Source organism: Futiania mangrovi (assembly GCF_024158125.1).
Lineage (GTDB): Bacteria > Pseudomonadota > Alphaproteobacteria > Futianiales > Futianiaceae > Futiania > Futiania mangrovi.
In genome coordinates, this window is the sequence record NZ_JAMZFT010000002.1 from 57664 (window position 1) to 77904 (window position 20241).

Genomic DNA, 20241 nt, shown 5'->3' on the forward strand with positions numbered 1-20241 from the left:
TGGTGCGCAACCACGAGAGAACAACCCTCCACACCCGAGGGGATAGCGCCATGAGCCAGTCCTGCTGCCACGCCCATTCCAAGACGTCTGACGCCGCGCCCGCTGCCGCGCGCGGCCCGAAACCCGGACCCGAGCCCGATACCGTCATCGATCCCGTCTGCGGCATGACGGTCCGCCTGAACGCGGGCAAACCGTCGCTCGACTACAAGGGCGCGACCTATCACTTCTGCAATCCGAAGTGCCGGGACAAGTTCGCCGCCGACCCGGAGGCCTATCTGGGCAGCAAGCCGAAGCCCGCCGAGCCCGAGATGCCGCCGGGCACGATCTACACCTGCCCCATGCACCCGGAAATCGAACAGGTCGGCCCGGGCACCTGCCCGATCTGTGGCATGGCGCTGGAGCCGAAGGGCCTGCCCACGGGCGAGGAGGGGCCGGACCCGGAACTGATCTCCATGCAGCGCCGCTTCCTCGTCGGCCTGCCGCTGGCTGCAGGCCTGCTGGCGCTGGAGATGGGCCGGCACTTGGGCCTTCCCGTCGACGCCGTCGTCCCGCACCAGTGGAACGCGTGGATTCAGGCCGCGCTGGCCACGCCGCTCGTCCTCTGGGCCGGCTGGCCGTTCTTCGAGCGCATGGCGCTGTCGCTCAAGACCGGCAACTACAACATGTGGACGCTGATCGGGATCGGCACGGGCGCGGCCTATCTCTTCAGCCTTGCGGCTCTGATCGCGCCCGGCCTCTTCCCGGCGGAGTTCCGCACGGACGGCCATGTGCCGGTCTATTTCGAGGCAGCAGGCGTCATCATCGTGCTCGTGCTTCTGGGCCAGGTGCTGGAACTGCGTGCCCGCGCCCGAACGGGCGATGCGATTCGCGCGCTGATCGGGCTGCAGCCGAAGACCGCGCGCCGTGTCCACGGCGACGGGCGTGAGGAAGATGTCGAGATCGCCGAGGTACAGACCGGATGGCGGCTGCGCGTGCGTCCGGGCGAGGCCGTGCCGGTGGACGGCGTCGTCGTCGAGGGGTCCAGCGCAGTCGACGAATCCATGGTCACGGGCGAGCCCATTCCGGTGGAGAAGGCCGGGGGCGACAGCGTGACAGGCGGCACGGTCAACGGGCGCGGCGGCTTCGTGATGGAGGCAACGCGCGTCGGCGCCGACACCATGCTCTCGCGCATCGTCGCCATGGTCGCCCAGGCCCAGCGCAGCCGCGCCCCGATCCAGCGTCTCGCCGACCGGTTCGCCGCGATCTTCGTGCCCGCGGTGGTCGCCGTCGCCGTCGTCGCCTTCATCGCGTGGAGCATGTTCGGTCCCTCGCCCGCCATGCTCTATGGCCTGATTGCCGCGGTGTCGGTGCTCATCATCGCGTGCCCCTGCGCGCTCGGCCTCGCCACGCCCATGTCGATCATGGTCGCGACCGGGCGCGGTGCGCTGGCCGGGATCCTGGTGCGCGATGCCGCCGCGCTGGAGACGTTCGCCGCCGCCGACACCATCGTCGTCGACAAGACCGGTACGCTGACCGAGGGCAAGCCCCGGCTGACCGGGATCGTGCCCTTCGGCGGCGCGGACGAGAACCGCATCCTCGCGCTCGCCGCAGGGCTGGAGACAGGCTCGGAGCATCCCCTGGCCGCGGCCATCCTCGCGGCGGCGGCGGAGCGCCGCGTTACCCCCGCCCGCGTCGCGGGCTTCGCCTCCGTCACTGGCGAGGGCGTGGAGGCGACGGCGGATGGCGTAGCCGTCGCGCTGGGCAACGCGGCCATGATGACCCGCGCGGGCGCCGATCCGTCTGACGCGGAGGCCGAGGCGGAGCGTCTGCGCGAACAAGGTGCAACCGTCGTCCATCTGGCCGAGGGCGGGCGCCTGCTCGCGCTGCTCGCGGTCACCGACCCGGTGAAGGAGAGTGCGAAACCCGCCATCGACGCCCTGCACCGCGACGGCGTGCGCATCGTCATGGCAACCGGCGACCAGGAGGGCACGGCCCGCGCCGTCGCCCGCGAACTGGGCCTCGACGAGGTTCACGCCGGGCTGAAGCCGGAGGACAAGGCAAGGCTCATCCGCACGCTTTCCGAGGGCGGCCGGGTCGTCGCCATGGCGGGCGACGGCGTGAACGACGCGCCCGCACTTGCAGCCGCAAGCGTCGGCGTCGCAATGGGCACGGGTGCGGACGTGGCGCTGGAAAGCGCGGGGCTGACCCTGCTCAAGGGCGACCTCGCGGCGCTGGTGCGGGCGCGGGCGCTGTCGCGCGCGACCATGCGCAACATCCGGCAAAATCTCTTCTTCGCCTTCGTCTACAATGCCGCGGGCGTGCCGGTCGCGGCGGGCGTGCTCTATCCCGTGTTCGGCGTGCTGCTCTCGCCCATCATCGCGGCGGCGGCCATGAGCCTCTCGTCGGTCTCGGTGATCGGCAACGCGCTGCGCCTGCGCACGCTCAGGCTCTGATGCGTCAGCAGAGCGTGACGTTGGCGGCGAGCCCGGCCTCGGCAGTCTCCTTGTAGCGGGAGGACATGTCGCGGCCGGTCTGGCGCATCGTCTCGATCACCACGTCGAGCGAGACGATATGCGTTCCATCCCCGCGCATGGCCAGCTTGGCCGCATTGATCGCCTTGATCGCGCCCATGGTGTTGCGCTCGATGCAGGGGATCTGCACGAGGCCCCGCACCGGGTCGCAGGTGAGGCCGAGGTTGTGCTCCATGCCGATCTCGGCGGCGTTCTCTACCTGCTCGGGCGTGCCGCCCATCACGGCTGCGAGCCCCGCCGCCGCCATGGAGCAGGCGACCCCCACCTCCCCCTGGCAGCCGACCTCTGCCGCGGAGATCGAGGCGTTCTGCTTGTACAGCATCCCGATCGCGCCCGCCGTCGCGAGGAAGGTGACGACGCCCGCGTCGTCCGCCCCCGGCACGAACCGGCGGTAGTAGGCGAGCACGGCCGGGATCACCCCCGCCGCCCCGTTCGTCGGCGCGGTCACGACGCGCCCGCCGGCGGCGTTCTCCTCGTTCACCGCCAGCGCGAAGCAGGACACCCAGTCCATCAGCCCCAGCACGTCGGCGTTGGCCCCGCGCCCCTCGACCAGCGCCTCGTGCAGCGCCCTGGCGCGGCGGCGCACGCCGAGGCCACCCGGCAGCACCCCGTCCGTCGCCATGCCGCGCGCGATGGAGGCCTCCATCACCCCCCAGATGTGCATGAGGCCCGCCTGCGCCTCGGCGCCGTTCGCAAACGCCCGCTCGTTCGCCAGCGCCACGCCCGCGATGTCGAGGCCCGTCTCGTGGCAGCGCTGCAGCAATTCCTTGCCGGAGCCGAAGGGGTGAGGCACCGCGATGCCGGACCCGTCCGCCCGGTCCCGCGCCATCTCCTCCTCCGTCAGCACGAAGCCGCCGCCGACCGAGTAATAGATCTCGTCGAGCGAAGGGACCCCGCCCGCATCGAACGCGACGAGCCGCATCCCGTTCGGGTGGTGCTCCAGGAACCGGTCCTTGTGGAAGTGAAGCTCCCGGCCTTCCGCGAACGCGACCTCCGGCCCGCCGCCGCCCAGCGTCAGGCGCCCCGTCTCCCGCACGCGCGCGAAGACGCGGTCGGCCTCGTCAGGGTCGACGGTCTGCGGCACGAAGCCCGAAAGTCCCAGGATCACCGCCTTGTCGGTCGCATGCCCCTTTCCGGTCAGCGCCAGCGAGCCATAGAGATGTGCCTCCACACGCGCGACCGCGGGCATGATGCCGAGGGCGTGCGTCTCGGCCAGGAACAGGCCGCCCGCCCGCATCGGCCCGACCGTGTGGCTCGACGACGGGCCGATCCCGACCTTGAACAGGTCGAAGAGCGAAAGTGCCTCTGCCATGACCATCCCTCCGGCACACCACTGCGACCAGGGCATCAGCCTAACCGAAGATTGGCTGCCGTGCCGAACAACGAAACGGGGCGGCGCCATTGGCAACGCCCCCGTCCTGCACCTCCCCTGCAGCATTCACATTGCGCGGTCCCGCCTCCAGGGAGGTGCGCGGGCGTTTCCGATCTGGCATAGTCCCTGGTGAACTTTCTATCAGGACACAGATGCCCCGCTCCACCTTCCGCAACGACCCGTCCCGCCGCGTGCTCGAGGAAAAGGGCTTGATGGACGCCTATGCGCGCTGGGCGCCCGTCTATGACGTCGTCTTCGGTCCGACGGTAGAGGCCGGGCGCAAGGCGGCGGTGGAGATCGCCAACCGCACGGGCGGCCGCCTGCTGGACGTGGGCGTGGGCACCGGGCTGTCGCTGCCTCTCTACCGGCCCGACGCGGCGGTCACGGGCGTCGACCTCAGTCCGCAGATGCTCGCCCGCGCGCGGGACCGCGTCCGCCGCGCCGGGCTCGCCAACATCGAGGCGATCCGCGAGATGGACGCGCAGAACCTCGCCTTTCCCGACGAGAGCTTCGACACCGTCGTCTCCATGTACACGATCACAGCGGTGCCGGATCCGATCCGGGTCATGCAGGAGATCGTTCGCGTGACGAAGCCCGGCGGCACTATCGTCATCGTCAGCCATTTCCACAGCGGCCACCCGGTCTGGGGCCGGGTCGAGAACCTGCTGACCCCGCTGACCCGCCGACTCGGCTGGCGGCCGGAACTCTCGCTCGACGCGATTGCGGCGGTCGAGGATGCGGAACTGCGCCAGCAGCGCCGCCTGGGCCTGCTCAATCTGTTCAGTGTCGTGGAGTTTGTCCGCGCCGGCTGAGACGCGGGCCGGAACAGCAGCGCGCGGTGCTGCAGCGCAGCATAAAAAAACCGTTTTACAGTCACAAATCGGTAACGTAGCCTTTTGATACACGGGAGATGAACAGCACCTTGCTCCCCTCCATGCACATTCTGGCGTAACGCACGTTACGCCCTGACAGCGAAACACCCCGGGTTCCACGCGGGGGTCACTGGGTCTGTTGTTTGTTGGAGGGTTGATCATGGTCGATGTTACCGGCAGCGGTGTCGGAACGGAGTCCCATTCGTTCGGCGCCGAGGATCCGAACGAAGAGTTCACGCTTGAAAGCCCTGACGTTTCCCCTGCCCCCGAGGTGCCGCCTGCCGATGCAGGTGCGGACGTTTACGGCGCGGGTATCCCCGCCGACGAAACCCCACCTTCTCCAACGGACACCGGCGCGATGCCGGACGAGCCCTTGCTCATCGCCGACGCGGGGACCGGCAGCCCTGATGACGTCTCGCAGCCGGAGTCGACGGGGCCGCAGGTCCAGATGCCGGGCGAGGGAGTGGACGACTTCTCCTTCTCCGGGCCACGGGTCGTCAACGTGGGCGGGTATGCACCGCCGCCCCAGGACGATTTCACACCCAACCCCTCGATGCAGCGTGCCTTGCAGGGCGCCACGCGCGATCCCTTCCTCGACGTGCTGGACGGCACCGCGCCGCCACCCGCGCAGATCCCGATGCCTTCGGTCGACTGGGACGCGCCTGCCGACCTGCCGGATACGGTGACCTACGGCGATCCCTTCACGCCGCTGACGCCGGGGACGCAGCCCACGAACCTCATCACCGGTGAGACGATCCAGAACCCGATGGATGTGGACGGCGCGCTCGACGACATCCGCGCGATGCCCGGTATCGCGCCGAGCCAGCCGAGCCAGACTGCCAGCGGCACGGGCAGCGGCACGGGCGGCGGCACGGGCGGCGGCACGGGCGGCGGCACGGGCGGCGGCCCCGTCATCAGCGACCTTGCGCTTATCGACCCGGTGACCGGCGAGTTGCCGCCCGATCCGCGTGCATCGCTTCAGACTGTCTATACCGACCCGAACACGGTTCGTATCGGCGCGCTGCCGGAGGGCTATGTGTTCCCCGAGCCGGACGACAGACCGGCAAACCCGGCGCTGCGCTTCGCGGCAGGCTTCGCGCACCAGACGGCGTCCAATGTTGCGGAACTCGGCCGTCTCGGCGGCGGGATGCTCGACATGGCTATGACCGGCCTCGGCGCCGCGGGCAGCCCGGGCCTCGACGGCTCGGTCAATGCGCGCGGGCTCGTCAACAATGGGGTCGTCCCGGTGGACTCGGGCCTGCAGGACGCTGCCCAGTCCTACCAGGCACAGATCGACTACACCTATGGCGGTCCGAACGGCGCCTGGATGCAGAGCCAGGAATTCGGCGACGGCGCGATGACGCAGCGCGTCGCCGACCTCGGAATCGCCGTGATACCGGCAGCGGCGGCGACCTCTCTCTCGGCGGGCCGCAATGTGGGTCGGATCGACGACGCACTCGATGCGAGCCTCGTCGCAGGAATCGACGGTGTCGAACTGCTTCCCCGCGGCACCACCCAGCCGACCGTCGGCCCGCGTCCGCAAGCCGGCCCCACGGCGAACCTGGGCGCTCTCGACAATGCCGGCGGAACGGTTCCGCTGCGCACACAGACCGGGCCCGGGGCGAATCTCGGTGCGCTGGACAATGCCCCGCCACCCCGCGACATCGGCCTGCAAACGGCGCGGCCGCAAGCCGCACCGAACGGCAACACGCTGTTCCCCGATCAGCTTCCCTTGCCGGACGACATCCGGGCGTCCCGTCCGCTTGGCGATCAGTCGGCAATCGTGCCGAGCGACCGCATGGTCGGCGTGACCTACACCGACAATGGCGTGCCCCTGACCCAGTCCGGGCCGGTCTCTGGCTCCGATACCTCCCTGGTCGAGCAGGCGAGGGTCAGCACCTTCCAGAACCTGAACCCCAAGACCGGCGCGGCAGAGACGCGCTATGTCGTCAACGGTGGCTTCCAGGGCATGTCTGACGGGATCCAGCAGCAGGTCGTCGAGGCGCTGCCGCAATGGAACCCGAGAACCTATGCCGGCAAGTCGCCGGACGAGATCTCCGCGATCCTCAACCGGCCCGGCCGCGAAGTCTTCGTGGTCACCGATGCCAACGGAGATGTCGGCGGCATTGCCGCACTGATGCCGACCGAAGCGCGCATGACCGACGGGACGACAGGGACGGTCCAGTACCTCGGCCAGGTCGCGGGCGGACGGAACGTGCCGGGCGCCGGCACGCAGGCGACGCGCGAGGCGGTGGAAACCGCTCTCGCACGCGGCGACCATGTGGTTGCCTACACCACGGGCGCCGAGAACGTGATCGAGCGCGGCATCTACAGCCCACAGACAGCGATGGGCCGCGCACCCGACTGGGTGACACTAAGCGACCCGAATGCGGTACATGGCGGACCCTTCCCGCTGCTCGACGATGCCGGGAACCCGGTCATCCATCCCAAGACCGGCGAGCCCGTGATGGTGCCCGTGCAGAACGGCGGCGGGGGCAGCCAGACCCAGCTGATCTTCGGCTACACCCCGGATGGCGCGACGAGCGTACCGGTGAGCTTCGACGTGCCGGGCGCGAACCAGAGTCTGCGGGGCATCGGAACGACATTCCCCGATCCCATGAACCCGCCGGACTTCAATCCCTACCAGTCCAATGCGGACACGCTCTTCGGCGGTGACGGAACGCCTCCCTCCGGCCCCGGCGGCGGCAGCGGCGGCCCGACCTCCTATACGGGGCCCGATGGCCTGACCTATTCGGTGGGCGACACCGGCTATCCGGCGGCCGGCCAACGGGCGGGACCGCTCGGCTTCGACGACCTGACCTATTCGGACGTCTCCCAGGGGGTGGGCGACCTGCCGCAGATCAGCGACCTTGCCTACCGCAACATCAATGGCGTGGGGGCAGCCGCCTACCGTCAGCACGTCGCGCAGCCGATCGACAATTTCGTGACGAACCAGGTGCTGCAGCCGCTGGCCCAGACGCCGGTGGGCCAGGCGGTCGGCCAGGCCGCGGACACGCTGTCTGCACAATGGAATACGGCGGCCACGGCCTTCCAGCAGACGCCCCCGGGACAGGTCGCCACATCGGCTTACAACGCCACCCTTGGCAACGACGCCTTCTGGGATGGCATAGCCACGGCCAACGGCCACGCCAAGCAATCGATCAAGGTGGCCGGCGCGGCGACGGTGGCGACACTCGCCATCGCGGCGGAGAACGGCACGCTGGTGCAGGGCACCGCGACCGCCGGCGACCCCAACGCCCCGGCCGAGGCGCAGGCGGTCCGGCGCGCCCTCAACATTCCGAAGGGCCTCGAGTTCCAGTATTTCTATGCGGAGATCCCGGGGGTCCCGGGCGGCCGGGCGCTTGCGGGCTTCGGCGCAGGCGAAGGCGTGGTCCTTCCGCCGTCGCTCGGACCGGGCCAGCCGGGTGCACAGCCCTGGATCGGCCCCTCGACAGCCAAGCAGCAGATCACGGCAACCTCCACCGCTGTGGCGACCGGACCCATTGCGCAGTTCGGGTGGTCGTTCGGCACGACCAACTACAACATGTCGCAAACGGCCAATGCGACGCTCGGCCGGGTCGGTGTCAACTTCCCGCGCGCCGACGTCGGGCCCGGGGCTGGCGGCGCGTCACTGAGCGCGCTGGCGGCGGCAGACGTTGCAAGCTTCGGCTATGCGACCGTCGTGAACGCGGGGCCGGGGGCCGTCCTGATCGGGCGCGACCGCGATCCTGTGTCGCCGAAGATGGCAATCGGAACCTCGCAGTTCCAGATCGATCCTACGGTCGAGGGCCGGACCAGCGCGATCTACCCGGTGTTCAGCTTCAACACGGGTTACAACCCGGATGCGCCGGACGCGCAAGCGCTGGGCAATGCCTGGGACGGCATCGTCGACGGCGGGAGGCAGCTCTACCAGGACCTCGAGGACTGGGCGACGGGCGGCAGCAACTGACGCCTGTACACTTGCGGCAACGAAAAAGGCCGGCTGGGATCACCAGCCGGCCTTTTTCTTCGTATCGCGCGCGTGGGCTTCAGGCCGCCTGCTGATCCGACTCCGCCGGTGCGAAGCGCGAATAGAAGCGGTCCCCCTTTTCCGCCATCTCCCGCAGGAGCGGCGTCGGGGCGAAGCGCGGCCCATGGAGTTTCTCGAGCGCCTCGCATCGGGCGACGAACTCCTGAAGGCCAACGGTATCGATATACGATAACGGTCCGCCTGTCCAAGGGGCGAACCCCCAGCCGAAGATCGCGCCGACGTCTGCGTCGCGCACGTCCTCCAGCACGCCTTCCTCGAAACACCGTGCCGTTTCAAGGGCCTGGATGGTCAGGAAGCGCTGCTTCAGGTCCTCTGCCGAGGGCTGCTCTTCCTCCGGAAGACGCGGCCCGACCGCCTTGAGCGTGCCGAGATCGGGCCAGAGACGCTTCTTTCCACCCTCCGGATATTCGTAGAACCCCCTGGCGTTCTTCCGCCCGAACCGCTGGTGCGTTTCCACCATCTCCTCGATCAACGCGTCGGCAGGCGTGACCTGGTAGGCCTCGCCCAGCGCCGCCCGCGTCGCCTTCTGCACCTTGTGCGCAAGGTCGAGCGCCACGTCGTCGGTCAGCTCCAGCGGTCCGCGCGGCATGCCGGTCATGCGGCCCGCGTTCTCGATCAGCGCAGGTGTCACGCCCTCGGCGAGCGCGATCTGCCCCTCGCGGACATAGGTCGAGAACACGCGGCTCGTGTAGAAGCCGCGACTGTCGTTCACGACGATGGGCGTCTTGCGGATCTGCCGGACGTAGTCGAGCGCCTTGGCCAGCGCCTCCGGCCCCGTCTCCTTGCCCATGATGATCTCGACGAGCGGCATCTTGTCCACGGGCGAGAAGAAGTGGATGCCGATGAACTGCGCCGGGCGCTTCGAGTTCTTCGCAAGTCCTGTGATCGGCAGGGTCGAGGTGTTGGAGCCGAAGATGCACCCTTCGGGGATCGCCGCCTCGGTCCTTTCCGTCACGTCCTTCTTGATGCCCGGATCCTCGAACACGGCCTCGATGATCAGGTCGCAGTCCTTCAGGTCGGCATAGTCCGCAGTCGGCCGGATGCGGGCCAGCACGGCGTCGGCATCGGCCTGGCTCATGCGGCCCTTCTTCACGCGGTCGGTCAGCAGTTTCTCGGCATAGCCCTTGCCCCTGGCGGCGGCGTCCGCGTCGCGGTCGAGGAGCACGACCTCGATCCCCACCAGCGCCGAGACATAGGCGATGCCCGCGCCCATCATGCCCGCGCCCAGCATGCCCAGCACCTTCGTCGGCTGCGGCGGCACCGCCTCGGGACGGCGCGCGCCCTTCTCCAGCGCCTGCTTGGAGAGGAACAGCGTGCGGATCATGTTGCGCGCCTGGTCGCCCACCATGAGCTTGGTGAAATGGCGCGCCTCGACCTTCAGCGCGAGGTCGAAGGGCATCTGCAGCCCGTTGTAGACCGCGGCCATGATCTCCTTCTGCGCCTCGTAGAGGCCGTAGGTGTTCTTGCGGATCATGGCATTGCCGCCGAGGAACATCTGGATGCCCGACGGGTGGTAGGGCCCGCCGCCGGGGATCTTGAAGCCCTTGCGGTCCCAGGGCTGCTCGAAGCTGCCCTCCGCCTTGCCGCCCGCGGCGCGCTTCTCCCGCACCTTGCGGCCTTCTTCCGCATTGGCCTTGACCCAGGCCTTGGCGGCGGCCAGGTCCTCGCCCTTCGCCACGACCTCGTGCACGAGGCCCATGGCCTTCGCCTTCTTCGGCGACATGGGCTTTCCTTCGAGCAGTGTCTCCGCCGACCCCATCACGCCCAGAAACCGCGTCAGGCGCTGCGTGCCGCCGCCGCCGGGCAGCAGGCCGACCTTGCACTCGGGAAGGCCGAGTTGCGCCTTGTCGTTGTCGACGGCAACCCGGTAGTGCGTTGCGAGGCACAGCTCCAGCCCGCCGCCGAGCGCGGTGCCGGTGATCGCGCTGGCGACCGGCTTGCCGCCTGCCTCAAGCTTTCGCATCATGCGGTGCAGGCCCATGGTGAAATCGAAGACGGCCTGCGCGCGCGCCTCCTTCGGCAAATTGGCTGCGTCCTTCGCCTGCCTCTCCAGCATGGAGAGGTCGGCGCCGGCCATGAAGCTGTCCTTGCCACTCGTCACCACGACGCCGACGACCGCGTCGTCGGCGAGCGCCTTGTCGATCGCCTCCTCGTACTCGCGGATGGAGTCCTCCGACAGCACGTTCATCGACCGCCCTGGCATGTCGAAGGCGATGGTCGCGATGCCATCGGCGTCGACGTCGTAGCGCAACTGTTCGAAGCTCATGGGTGTTCCTTCCCTCAGGTGTCTCTGCCGGTCCGCCAGCCGCCGTCAGGCGTAGGGGCTGCCGTCCTTGTGCGTGAAGCGGAAACCGCGCTCGTCCTTCACCGCGGCGAGGTCGTCGTCGGGGTAATGCGCGCGTTCCACCGGGCTGCGGGCGCCGATCTCGAGATAGTGCGCCGGGCGGTCCGAGCGGTTGACGAGCTGATGGCCGTCCGCGACGCCCGCCTTGAAGCCCGCCGCATCGCCCGCGCGCAGCACCGTCTCGCCGCCATCCTCGACGAGCACCAGTTCGCCGTCGAGGACATAGACGAACTCGTCCTCCCGCTCGTGCCAGTGGCGCAGCGCGCTCGCCGCGCCTGGCTCGAGCCGCGTGAGATTGACCCCGAACTGGTCGAGACCCACCGCATTGCCGAGCCGCTTGCGCATCCTGCCGGCGACGGTCCCGGCGAAGGGCGCCGGATAGCCCCAGCCGCCAGTCCACTCCATCGCACCGATATCGATCCTAGGCATCACACACGCTCGATGATCGTCGCCGTCCCCATGCCGGCCCCGATGCACAGCGTGACGAGGGCCGTTTCCTTGCCGGACCGCTCAAGCTCGTCCAGCACCGTGCCGAAGATCATCGCGCCGGTCGCACCCAGCGGGTGGCCCATGGCGATGGCACCGCCGTTCACATTCATCTTGTCGTGCGGGATGTCGAGCGCCTGCATGTAGCGCAGGACGACCGATGCGAACGCCTCGTTCAGCTCGAACAGATCGATGTCCGCCGTGGTCATGCCGGCCTTCTTCAGGAGCTTCTGCGTCACGTCGACGGGCCCCGTCAGCATGATCGTCGGCTCCGACCCGATGGAGGTGAAGGCGCGGATGCGGGCGCGCGGCTTCATGCCGTGCTTCTCGCCCGCTTCCTTGCTGCCGAGCAGCACCGCGCCCGACCCGTCGACGATGCCGGAGGAGTTGCCCGCGTGGTGCACGTGGTCGATGCGCTCGATCTCCGGGTAGCGCTGGATGGCGACGGAGTCGAAGCCCGGCATCCCCTCGCCGATCCCCTGGAAGGAGGGCTTGAGCGCGCCCAGCGACTGCATGGTCGTTTCCGCGCGCATGTGCTCGTCATGGTCGAGGATGGTCAGCCCGTTGTCGTCGTGCACCGGCACGATGGACTTGGCAAACCGCCCCTCCTCCCACGAGCGCTGGGCGCGCTTCTGGCTCTCGACCGAATAGGCGTCGACGTCGTCGCGGCTGAACCCGTACTTGGTCGCGATCAGGTCGGCGGAGATGCCCTGCGGCACGAAATAGAGCGGGATCGCGCACTCCGGATCGACCGCCCACGCGCCGCCGTCGGAGCCCATGGGCACCCGGCTCATCGACTCCACCCCGCCGCCTATGGCGAGGTCGGAGGCGCCCGAGATCACCTGCGCGGCCGCCATGTTGATCGCCTCGAGTCCGGACGCGCAGAACCGGTTGACCTGTACGCCGGACGTCTGCTCCCCCAGTCCCGACAGCAGCGTCGCCGTGCGGGCGATGTCCGCGCCCTGCTCGCCGATCGGCATGACGCAGCCCATGACCACGTCGTCGACGGCGTTCTCGGGCAGGCTGTTGCGATCCTTCAACGCGCTGAGCACGCCCGTGGCGAGCTTGACGGACGGAACCTCGTGCAGGCTGCCGTCCTTGCGGCCCTTGCCGCGCGGCGTGCGCACGGCGTCGTAGACATAAGCGTCGGCCATCTGGTCGATCCTCCTCGTTCCCTCTGGCACCGGCGCGCCGGCCCGTTTCCGCCGTGGCGGCTTCGGGCTAGAGGCCGCGTCCGATGAGTTCCTTCATGATCTCGTTCGTGCCGCCGTAGATCTTCTGCACGCGGGCGTCGGCCCACATGCGCGCGATCGGATACTCGGTCATGTAACCATAGCCCCCGTGGAGTTGGAGGCACCGGTCGATCACATTGCATTGCAGGTCGGTGCAGACGAGCTTTGCCATGGCTGCGTGCTCGACGCCGAGACGGCCTTCCAGGTGCTCCTCGATCAGCCGGTCGACGAAGGCCCGCGCCGCGGTCACCCGCGCGGTACAGTCGGCCAGTTCGAAGCGGGTGTTCTGGAAATCCAGGATGCGCTTGCCGAAGGCCTTGCGCTCCTTCGTGTAGGCAACGGTGTGGGCGAGCGCCGTCTCCGCGCTTACCACGGCCATGTCCGCGATGATCAGCCGTTCCTGGGGCAATTGCTGCATCAGCTGGACGAAGCCCTCCCCCTCGGCCCTACCCAGCAGGTTCGCGGTCGGCACGCGCACGTCCTCGAAGAACAGTTCCGAGGTGTCCTGCGCCTTCATGCCGATCTTCTCGAGGTTCCGCCCGCGCGAGAAACCCGACGCCGCCTCGTCCGTCTCCACCACGATCAGGGAGACGCCGCTCGCGCCGGCCGCCGGGTCGGTCTTGGCCACGACGATGATGAAATTCGCGGTCTGGCCGTTGGTGATGAAGGTCTTGGCGCCGTTGATCACGTACTGGTTGCCGTCGAGCCGCGCGGTGGTCTTCACCGCCTGCAGGTCGGAGCCCGTGCCCGGCTCCGTCATCGCGATCGCGCCGACCATCTCGCCGCTGGCGAGTTTCGGAAGCCAGCGCCGCTTCTGCTCCTCCGTGCCATAGGCCGCGACATAGGGCGCGACGATGCCGGAATGGACCGAGTTCCCGAACCCGCTGATGCCGAGGGCGACCTGTGCGCCGTTGATCACGCTTTCATGCGCGTAGGTGCCGCCACCGCCGCCATAGTCCTCCGGAAGCCCGGCACACAAGAGGCCCGCCTCCCCCGCCTTGCGCCAGGCGTCGCGGTCGACGCAGCCTTGGCTCTCCCACCGCTCGTTGTGCGGCAGGAACTCTTCCGCGAAGAAGCGCCTGGCGGCATCCGCCAGGATCCGCAACTCCTCGGTCATCCAGCGCGAGGGAAGGGGCGCCGTCATTCCGCCGCCTCCTCCGTATCCCCAAGTTCTGCCAGCCGTTCCCGGATCTTGTCGCAGCCATCCTCAAGCTCGGCGATCGCATCCTGAAGCTCGTCGCGCTGTGCCTTGAGCGCGGCGATCCGGTCGCGCGACTTGGCAAGCGTCACGCGCAACTGCTCGATCCCGCCGTCCGGTTTCTCGTAGAGGTCAAGCATCTCCTTGATGTCTCGGAGCGAGAACCCGAACCGCTTGCCGCGGAGGATCAGGATCAGCCGAGCCCGGTCCCGCGGGGCGTAGATGCGGGTTTGTCCGCGCCGCGCAGGCGTCAGCAGCCCCTTGTCCTCGTAGAAGCGGATCGCGCGGGGCGTCACGCCGAACTCCCGTGCCAGGTCACTGATGGAATAGGTCCGTGTCATCCGTCCGTTCTCCGCTCCAGCCCGGTCAGTGGGACAGCGCTGCGCAACCCATATTTCCCTTGCGTCACGGGGACGTTATTTGACGCTTACGTCAACGTCAATCCGCGTTCTGGCGGCGTTCTGGCGGCAGCGCCCGCTGCACGTTCCGCCTGCCGGTAGTACCATGAACAGGAGGGACTTTTTGCCCGGAACGACCGGGAGGGCCGCGGAGCACAAGGGCCTCGCGGGGATGGTCCTACCTGGGCTAGGATTTTGTTAACCAAACTGGACTAACCATGTCATACCGGTATGACCGGATGACAGTGATCTTCGGACCGCGGCGAGGCCCCATGACGGGCCGCTCCGGACCGACCGCAAGACGGGGAACCGACATGAAGGCAGGAGCGCCCTGGAGCATCAAGGGGATCGAGCCGGAAGCCCGCGAGGCGGCCAAGCGGGCTGCTGCGCGCGCCGGCATGACACTCGGCGAATGGTTCAACCACGTGCTGACGACGGCCGATCCCGACATGGCGATCCGGCAGACGGCAGATGCCAGCGACGCTCCGGAGAGCGGCCCCCCCCACGATGGCGCGCCCGCCATGGCCGCGGAGGAGGCGGACGCCCTGCGCGCGGAGATCGCGGCGCTGTCGAATACGGTGCGGACCCTGGCCGAACGGCTTGACGCCGCGGAGGACAGCGCCGCCACGCATGTGGAGGCGCTCACCGCCCGCATAGAGGAAGCCGAGATGGCCTCGCCGCCCGCGTCGGGCGGGGACGAGGGGGCGATGGAGGCTCTCCGGGCGCTGGCGGAGAAGGTCGACGGCATAGACAAGGTACGCCGCGAGGCAACGACAGAGCTACAGGCCGCGCTGCGCGATCTCGCCCGGCACACCGAGGAGGTCCGCAGTTCGAGCGAGGCCTCCATCGGCGACACCCGCGCGTCCCTCGACGCCCTGTCGCAGCGCATCGAGCGGTCCTTCGAGAAAAGCAACGAGGCTGTCACGACCGTCGGCAAGGCGATCGAGATGATGGCCAGCCGGCTCTCCCGGCTCGAGCAGAGGATGCAGGCAGAAGGCGCCACCTTCGCCGCTTCCGGCGATGACCGGGCTCAGGACGGCAAGCCCAGCCTGGCCGGCGCGACGGGCGCCGCCGGCGTCGTGGCCGCTGCCATGGCGGCGAGTGCTGCCGCCGACACCGAGGCCGCGGAAACGGACGGCCCTACCGGGTCTGACCGGGACGACTGGTTGCCCGAGGCCGAGGCTTCCGACACGGACGGCACGTCGCTGACCGGGCCCGAGGCGGCGCGTTGGCTGAATGAAGACACGGAAGCCGGGACCGCCCCTGCCGCAGAACCCGTCACGGCAGATGCTGCACCGGAGACCGGGGCGTCCGGCGACTGGACGACCGGCTGGGACTCCGATGGTTTCGAGACGATCACGCGCACCGGCGAGACGGACCCGGCAGACCTGGTGGAGGCATCGGCCGCGGAAGCCGTGGCCGGAGCTCCGGACGACGTTGCCGCCGCCGACGATGGCTGGCCCACCGCGGCTGCCATGAACGCCCCCGAGGGTAGCGACGACATGGATGCGGCGGCTGAGCCGCAGCGCACTGCCGCCGAGCGCTGGACGCCGGGCTCCGATGCGGTCACCGGCGACATCGAGGAGGCTGCGTTCGACGTCGACGCCTATCTCGATGCGCACCTCGGACACGATGGCGCCGCTGCCGGGCACGCTCCGGACACGCAATCGGCCGGAATGGGCAGGGTGCACGCCGCGATGCCTGAAACCCCGGCTGAAACTGCCGAGGAGACCGGCGACGAACCGGCCGCATTCGTGCCATCCCCGTCGCTTCCGGCCGGAGAGGTCGTCGCGGCGGAGCGGCAGGCTGCGCCGGCACCTTCGACGTCGACCATCGACGCCTTCCTCGGCCAGTTCAGCGACGAGGACGGGATCGTTCTCCCGCGGGAGGAAGAACCGTACGGGATGTCCTTCGCCGATCGCGAGGACGATGCAGCGGAACCGCAAGCCGAGACCGGGCAGGACCCGCTCGCCGCGCTGCGCGAAGAGAGCGCGGCAGACACCGAAGAAGCCGGCTGGACGCGGGAAGACCGGGAGGTTCCGCCTCCCCCTCTCGCAGCAGCAGCCGCCGCCCTCGACGAGGCTGACGAGGATATGGCGCCGGAAACCGCTGGCGGCCGGCGGCCCGAGGACGTGATCGCGGCGATCCGCAAGGCCGCACGCGGCGACGACTTCGGCGAGGACCTGGCCGCAGAACGGGACGGCGATCCGGTGGAGGCCCTGTTCGACGACGAGGACGAGGACGAGGATGCGGACGAAGCCGCGGTCGCCACGGGCGGGGACGGCAGTCGCAAGCTGCGCATCGGCCTCGTCGCAGCCTCGATCGTGGTTCTCCTTGCTGGCGGCTCCTACCTGGTGCTCTGACCGACGCCAGGGTCCGCGTTGCCCCTGACGGCGGCGCGGACCACACTGGCGGCACGTGATTCGCGGCAGACGGGCGGTCCGCCTGCCGCATTCCCCCGCCGAACCCTCCGGGCCCCGGGATGCAGCTCTATCTGCCCATCGCCGAATTGTCGGTGCACATCCTGCTCCTGCTCAGCCTCGGCGGCGGGGTCGGATTTCTCTCGGGGCTTTTCGGCGTGGGCGGCGGCTTTCTCATGACGCCGCTTCTGATCTTCATCGGCATCCCGCCCGCGGTCGCGGTCGCCACGGCGACGACGCAGACGATGGGCTCGTCCTTTTCCGCCATGCTGGGCCACATGCGGCGGAAGAACGTGGACTTCCGCATGGGCGCCGTGCTGCTGGCGGGCGGCATTGCGGGCTCCGCGGCGGGCGTGGAACTGTTCCGGCTGCTGCGCGACCTCGGCCAGGTCGATCTCGCCATCTCCCTCGCATATGTGGGGTTTCTCGGCACCATTGGCGCCATGATGCTGGTGGAGAGCCTGAGAGCTCTCAACCGCGCCCGGCGCACGGAAGCCGCCCGGCGCAAGCTGCATCGCCACACATGGATTCACGGGTTGCCGCTGAAAATGCGCTTCCCGCGCTCCAAGCTCTACACGAGCGTCTTTCCCCCTCTCGTGATTGGCGCGTCCGTGGGGCTTCTGGCAGCCATCATGGGCGTGGGTGGGGGGTTCATCATCGTGCCCGCGATGATCTACATCCTCGGCATGCCGACGACAGCGGCGATCGGGACCTCGCTCTTCCAGATCGTGGTGCTGATGGGCTTCACCACGATGATGCATGCCTATCAGAACCAGACGGTCGACGTGGTGCTGGCGCTGATCCTGCTGCTGGGCGGCGTGATCGGTGCGCAGTACGGGCTGCGCGCGGGCGCCAAGCTCAAGAGCGAGCAATTGCGTGTCCTCCTTGCCCTGCTCGTGCTCGCAGTCTGCCTGCGCCTGGCCTACGACCTGGTGGCGACGCCGGACGACCTCTACTCGCTTGCACGGGGGCTTGGCACATGAGCGCACGCTGCCGGCTCGCCGCCGCGCTCGCGGGCGCGGTGTTCCTCTCCGCCGCCGGCCCGGCGCGGGCGGTGACCGACCTCGCATCGGACGTCTCCAGCCGCCTCATCGAGATCACGTCGAACTTTTCCGGCGCATCGCTGCTGATCTTCGGCTACGCCCGCTCGGGGCTGGAGCGCGAAGGCACCGACCTCGTCATCGTGGTCCGGGGGCCGGCAACGGATGCGACCGTCCGCCGCAAGGAGCGGGTCGCCGGCATCTGGGTCAATCGATCCGAAGTGACGTTCGAAGGTGTCCCCGACGTCTATGCGATGGCAAGCACGCGCGCCCTCGACGAGGCGACGCGCGCCTTCTTCCGCCAGGTGCACGGGCTTGGTACGGAGAACCTCCGCCCCGAAGTGGGGGAGGCGACCGACGGTGCGGACCTGGAAGCCTTCCGCGCCGCACTGATCCGCCGGAAAATGGAGGCGGACCTGTTCCAGGACCGGCCAGGTGCGGTGCAGGTGGTCAGGGACGGGCTTTTCCGCGCGGAAATCGACCTGCCTGCGACCGTGTCGGTCGGGCAATATGCCGTGGACGTCTACCTCTTTGCGAACGGTGCCCTGGTTACCCGGGAGACATCCTATTTCGCCGTGGACAAGAGCGGGATCGAACGCAGCCTGTTCAATCTCGCGCACGAACGGCCGTTGCTCTACGGACTCGGTGCGATCACGCTCGCGCTCGTCCTGGGGTGGCTCGCCTCGGCGCTGTTCCGCCGCCCCTGACGCCTCCCGCGACACCGCGCCCCGCTGGCGTGCGCGCCCTGAAACTGGCATATCCCCTTCGGATACGTGCCCTGGAGGGAGCCACAAGGCCGATGGCGGTCGAGAACATCACCTATTTCTGGGCGGCGCTCGCCGGGCTGATCAGCTTTCTGAGCCCCTGCGTGCTGCCTCTCGTTCCGGCCTATCTCTGTTACATGACGGGCACGACGCTCGACCGCCTGCAGGAGGCTGAGGGCGACGGCAGCGCAGAGGGGCGTGCACTGCTCGCCCGCGTGCTGCCCGCCTCGGTCGCGTTCGTGCTGGGCTTCACGGTGGTCTTCGTCGCGCTCGGCGCGTCTGCCTCCTACATCAGCCGCTTCCTGCTCGCCTGGAGTTACGAGTTGTCGATGGTGGCGGGCGCCGTGATCGTCGTCTTCGGCCTCGCCATGATGGGCGTCTTCCGCATCGGGGTCCTGCAGCGGGAGGCGCGCTTCTCGCCCGACACGACGTCGGCCATGGGCCTGTTCGGGCCATTTCTCCTGGGCCTCGCCTTCGCGTTCGGCTGGACACCCTGCATAGGCCCGATCCTCGGAACCATCCTGGTGATCGCCGGCAGCCAGGACAGCCTCGCCTATGGCGCGTCCCTGCTCGCGGTCTATTCGCTGGGTCTCGGCGTACCCTTCGTGCTGGCGGGACTCGGGGTCAGCCGCTTTCTCGCATTCGCACGGCGCATTCGGCCCTGGATGCGCTGGATCGAGATCGGCGCGGGCGCGCTGCTGGTCGTCACCGGCGTGATGATCTTCATGGGAACGCTGCAGGACCTGTCGTTCTGGCTGCTGGAGACCTTCCCGGCGCTGTCGACGCTCGGCTGACCGCCTCTCAGAGCAGTCCGCGGCCCAGCATCGCGCTGTCAGGCACGAGGCGGCGCGCCCGGACCGGGTGCACGCGCGCCTCGCCCAGCATCCATGCGTGGTAGTCCGGCCCGAACAGGCGCGAGACCGCCGGATCGCGCACGCAGAGACCGCCAGTGTAGGCCCCGAAGGATGGCATGACGAGCCGCGTCCCGTCGCTTGCGAAACACCGCCGCCTGAGCCTGCGTCCGCGCGCCACCACCGTCGCCGCCGGATGCAGGTGGCCCGCCACCTCGCCTTGCGCAGGTCGTGGGCCCGGCTCGTGCCGGAAGGTCAGCCCGCCGACCTCCACCGCCTCGCACACTTCGCCACCCAGCCCTTCCGGCGGCGCGGGATCGTGGTTGCCGAGGATCCAGACCCAGCGGCAGCCTTCGGTCAGCGCGGCGAGACGCGCACGGTCGGCCTCGTCCAGCCCGGCGCTTGCATCGGCGTCGTGGAAACTGTCGCCGAGGCTCACCACCGTCTGCGGGCGGTAGCGCGCGACCAGCGCGGCAAGCCGGGCAAGCGTCGCCGCCGTGTCATAGGGCGGCAGCATCACCCCGCGCCGGGCGAAGGAAGCGCCCTTTTCGAGGTGCAGGTCCGAAACGATCAGCGCCCCGCTCTCCGGCAGCAGCATCACGCCCGCGGGATCGAGCGCGACGCGCACACCCGCGACGTGCGTCTCGGCCGGATGGCCCGCCAGAGCGTTCGATAACTCAGGCGCACCGTCCGCAAGGTCGGAAGCGAAGACAGTCATATCCGT

General features: G+C 69.0%; 14 protein-coding genes. 7 read left to right on the forward strand and 7 right to left on the reverse strand.

Annotated elements, in window-relative coordinates:
- The first annotated feature begins 50 nt into the window (after window positions 1–50).
- Complete coding sequence (locus NJQ99_RS07180) at window positions 51–2432, forward strand: heavy metal translocating P-type ATPase (protein WP_269332151.1); 2382 nt, start codon at window positions 51–53, stop codon at window positions 2430–2432.
- 4 nt (window positions 2433–2436) lie between these two features.
- Here NJQ99_RS07180 and NJQ99_RS07185 read toward each other — a convergent pair whose 3' ends face one another.
- Window positions 2437–3822 (reverse strand): L-serine ammonia-lyase, encoded by a 1386-nt coding sequence (locus NJQ99_RS07185; RefSeq protein ID WP_269332152.1) that lies wholly within the window; start codon window positions 3820–3822, stop codon window positions 2437–2439.
- 212 nt (window positions 3823–4034) lie between these two features.
- Here NJQ99_RS07185 and NJQ99_RS07190 point away from each other — a divergent pair, with 212 nt between their 5' ends.
- Both NJQ99_RS07190 and NJQ99_RS07195 read left to right on the forward strand, forming a co-directional pair.
- Window positions 4035–4694 (forward strand): class I SAM-dependent methyltransferase, encoded by a 660-nt coding sequence (locus NJQ99_RS07190; protein ID WP_269332153.1) that lies wholly within the window; start codon window positions 4035–4037, stop codon window positions 4692–4694.
- Between the two features lie 220 nt (window positions 4695–4914).
- A complete protein-coding gene (locus NJQ99_RS07195) occupies window positions 4915–8703 on the forward strand; it encodes a hypothetical protein (protein WP_269332154.1) in 3789 nt (1262 codons plus the stop codon).
- A 79-nt stretch (window positions 8704–8782) separates the two neighbouring features.
- On the opposite strand, the gene NJQ99_RS07200 is transcribed toward NJQ99_RS07195, so the two are convergent.
- The 5 genes from NJQ99_RS07200 to NJQ99_RS07220 all read right to left on the reverse strand — a co-directional run bounded on the left by NJQ99_RS07200 (window position 8783) and on the right by NJQ99_RS07220 (window position 14385).
- Window positions 8783–11050 carry a 3-hydroxyacyl-CoA dehydrogenase NAD-binding domain-containing protein gene (locus tag NJQ99_RS07200; protein ID WP_269332155.1) on the reverse strand — a complete coding sequence of 756 codons (2268 nt, stop codon included), beginning with the start codon at window positions 11048–11050 and terminating at the stop codon, window positions 8783–8785.
- Between the two features lie 45 nt (window positions 11051–11095).
- Entirely contained in the window at window positions 11096–11557 is a 462-nt protein-coding gene (locus NJQ99_RS07205) for a cupin domain-containing protein (RefSeq protein ID WP_269332156.1), read from the reverse strand.
- Window positions 11557–12768 carry an acetyl-CoA C-acetyltransferase gene (locus tag NJQ99_RS07210; protein WP_269332157.1) on the reverse strand — a complete coding sequence of 404 codons (1212 nt, stop codon included), beginning with the start codon at window positions 12766–12768 and terminating at the stop codon, window positions 11557–11559. The genes NJQ99_RS07205 and NJQ99_RS07210 overlap by 1 nt, the downstream gene beginning before the upstream one ends.
- Window positions 12769–12835: 67 nt before the next feature.
- Window positions 12836–13990: an acyl-CoA dehydrogenase family protein gene (locus tag NJQ99_RS07215; RefSeq protein ID WP_269332158.1), complete on the reverse strand. Its 1155-nt coding sequence runs from the start codon at window positions 13988–13990 to the stop codon at window positions 12836–12838.
- Complete coding sequence (locus NJQ99_RS07220) at window positions 13987–14385, reverse strand: MerR family transcriptional regulator (protein ID WP_269332159.1); 399 nt, start codon at window positions 14383–14385, stop codon at window positions 13987–13989. Before NJQ99_RS07220 ends, NJQ99_RS07215 begins: the two co-directional genes overlap by 4 nt.
- Window positions 14386–14756: 371 nt before the next feature.
- Between NJQ99_RS07220 and NJQ99_RS07225 the strand changes: the two genes are divergently transcribed.
- The 4 genes from NJQ99_RS07225 to NJQ99_RS07240 all read left to right on the forward strand — a co-directional run bounded on the left by NJQ99_RS07225 (window position 14757) and on the right by NJQ99_RS07240 (window position 19460).
- Complete coding sequence (locus tag NJQ99_RS07225; protein WP_269332160.1) at window positions 14757–16805, forward strand: hypothetical protein; 2049 nt, start codon at window positions 14757–14759, stop codon at window positions 16803–16805.
- Between the two features lie 119 nt (window positions 16806–16924).
- The gene (locus NJQ99_RS07230; RefSeq protein WP_269332161.1) at window positions 16925–17845 is read left to right on the forward strand and encodes a sulfite exporter TauE/SafE family protein; all 921 of its coding nucleotides are present in this window, start codon (window positions 16925–16927) and stop codon (window positions 17843–17845) included.
- Complete coding sequence (locus NJQ99_RS07235; RefSeq protein ID WP_269332162.1) at window positions 17842–18609, forward strand: TIGR02186 family protein; 768 nt, start codon at window positions 17842–17844, stop codon at window positions 18607–18609. Before NJQ99_RS07230 ends, NJQ99_RS07235 begins: the two co-directional genes overlap by 4 nt.
- Window positions 18610–18701: 92 nt before the next feature.
- Complete coding sequence (locus NJQ99_RS07240) at window positions 18702–19460, forward strand: cytochrome c biogenesis CcdA family protein (RefSeq protein ID WP_269332163.1); 759 nt, start codon at window positions 18702–18704, stop codon at window positions 19458–19460.
- A 7-nt stretch (window positions 19461–19467) separates the two neighbouring features.
- Here NJQ99_RS07240 and pdeM read toward each other — a convergent pair whose 3' ends face one another.
- A complete protein-coding gene (pdeM, locus tag NJQ99_RS07245) occupies window positions 19468–20235 on the reverse strand; it encodes a ligase-associated DNA damage response endonuclease PdeM (protein ID WP_269332164.1) in 768 nt (255 codons plus the stop codon).
- Window positions 20236–20241 lie beyond the last annotated feature (6 nt).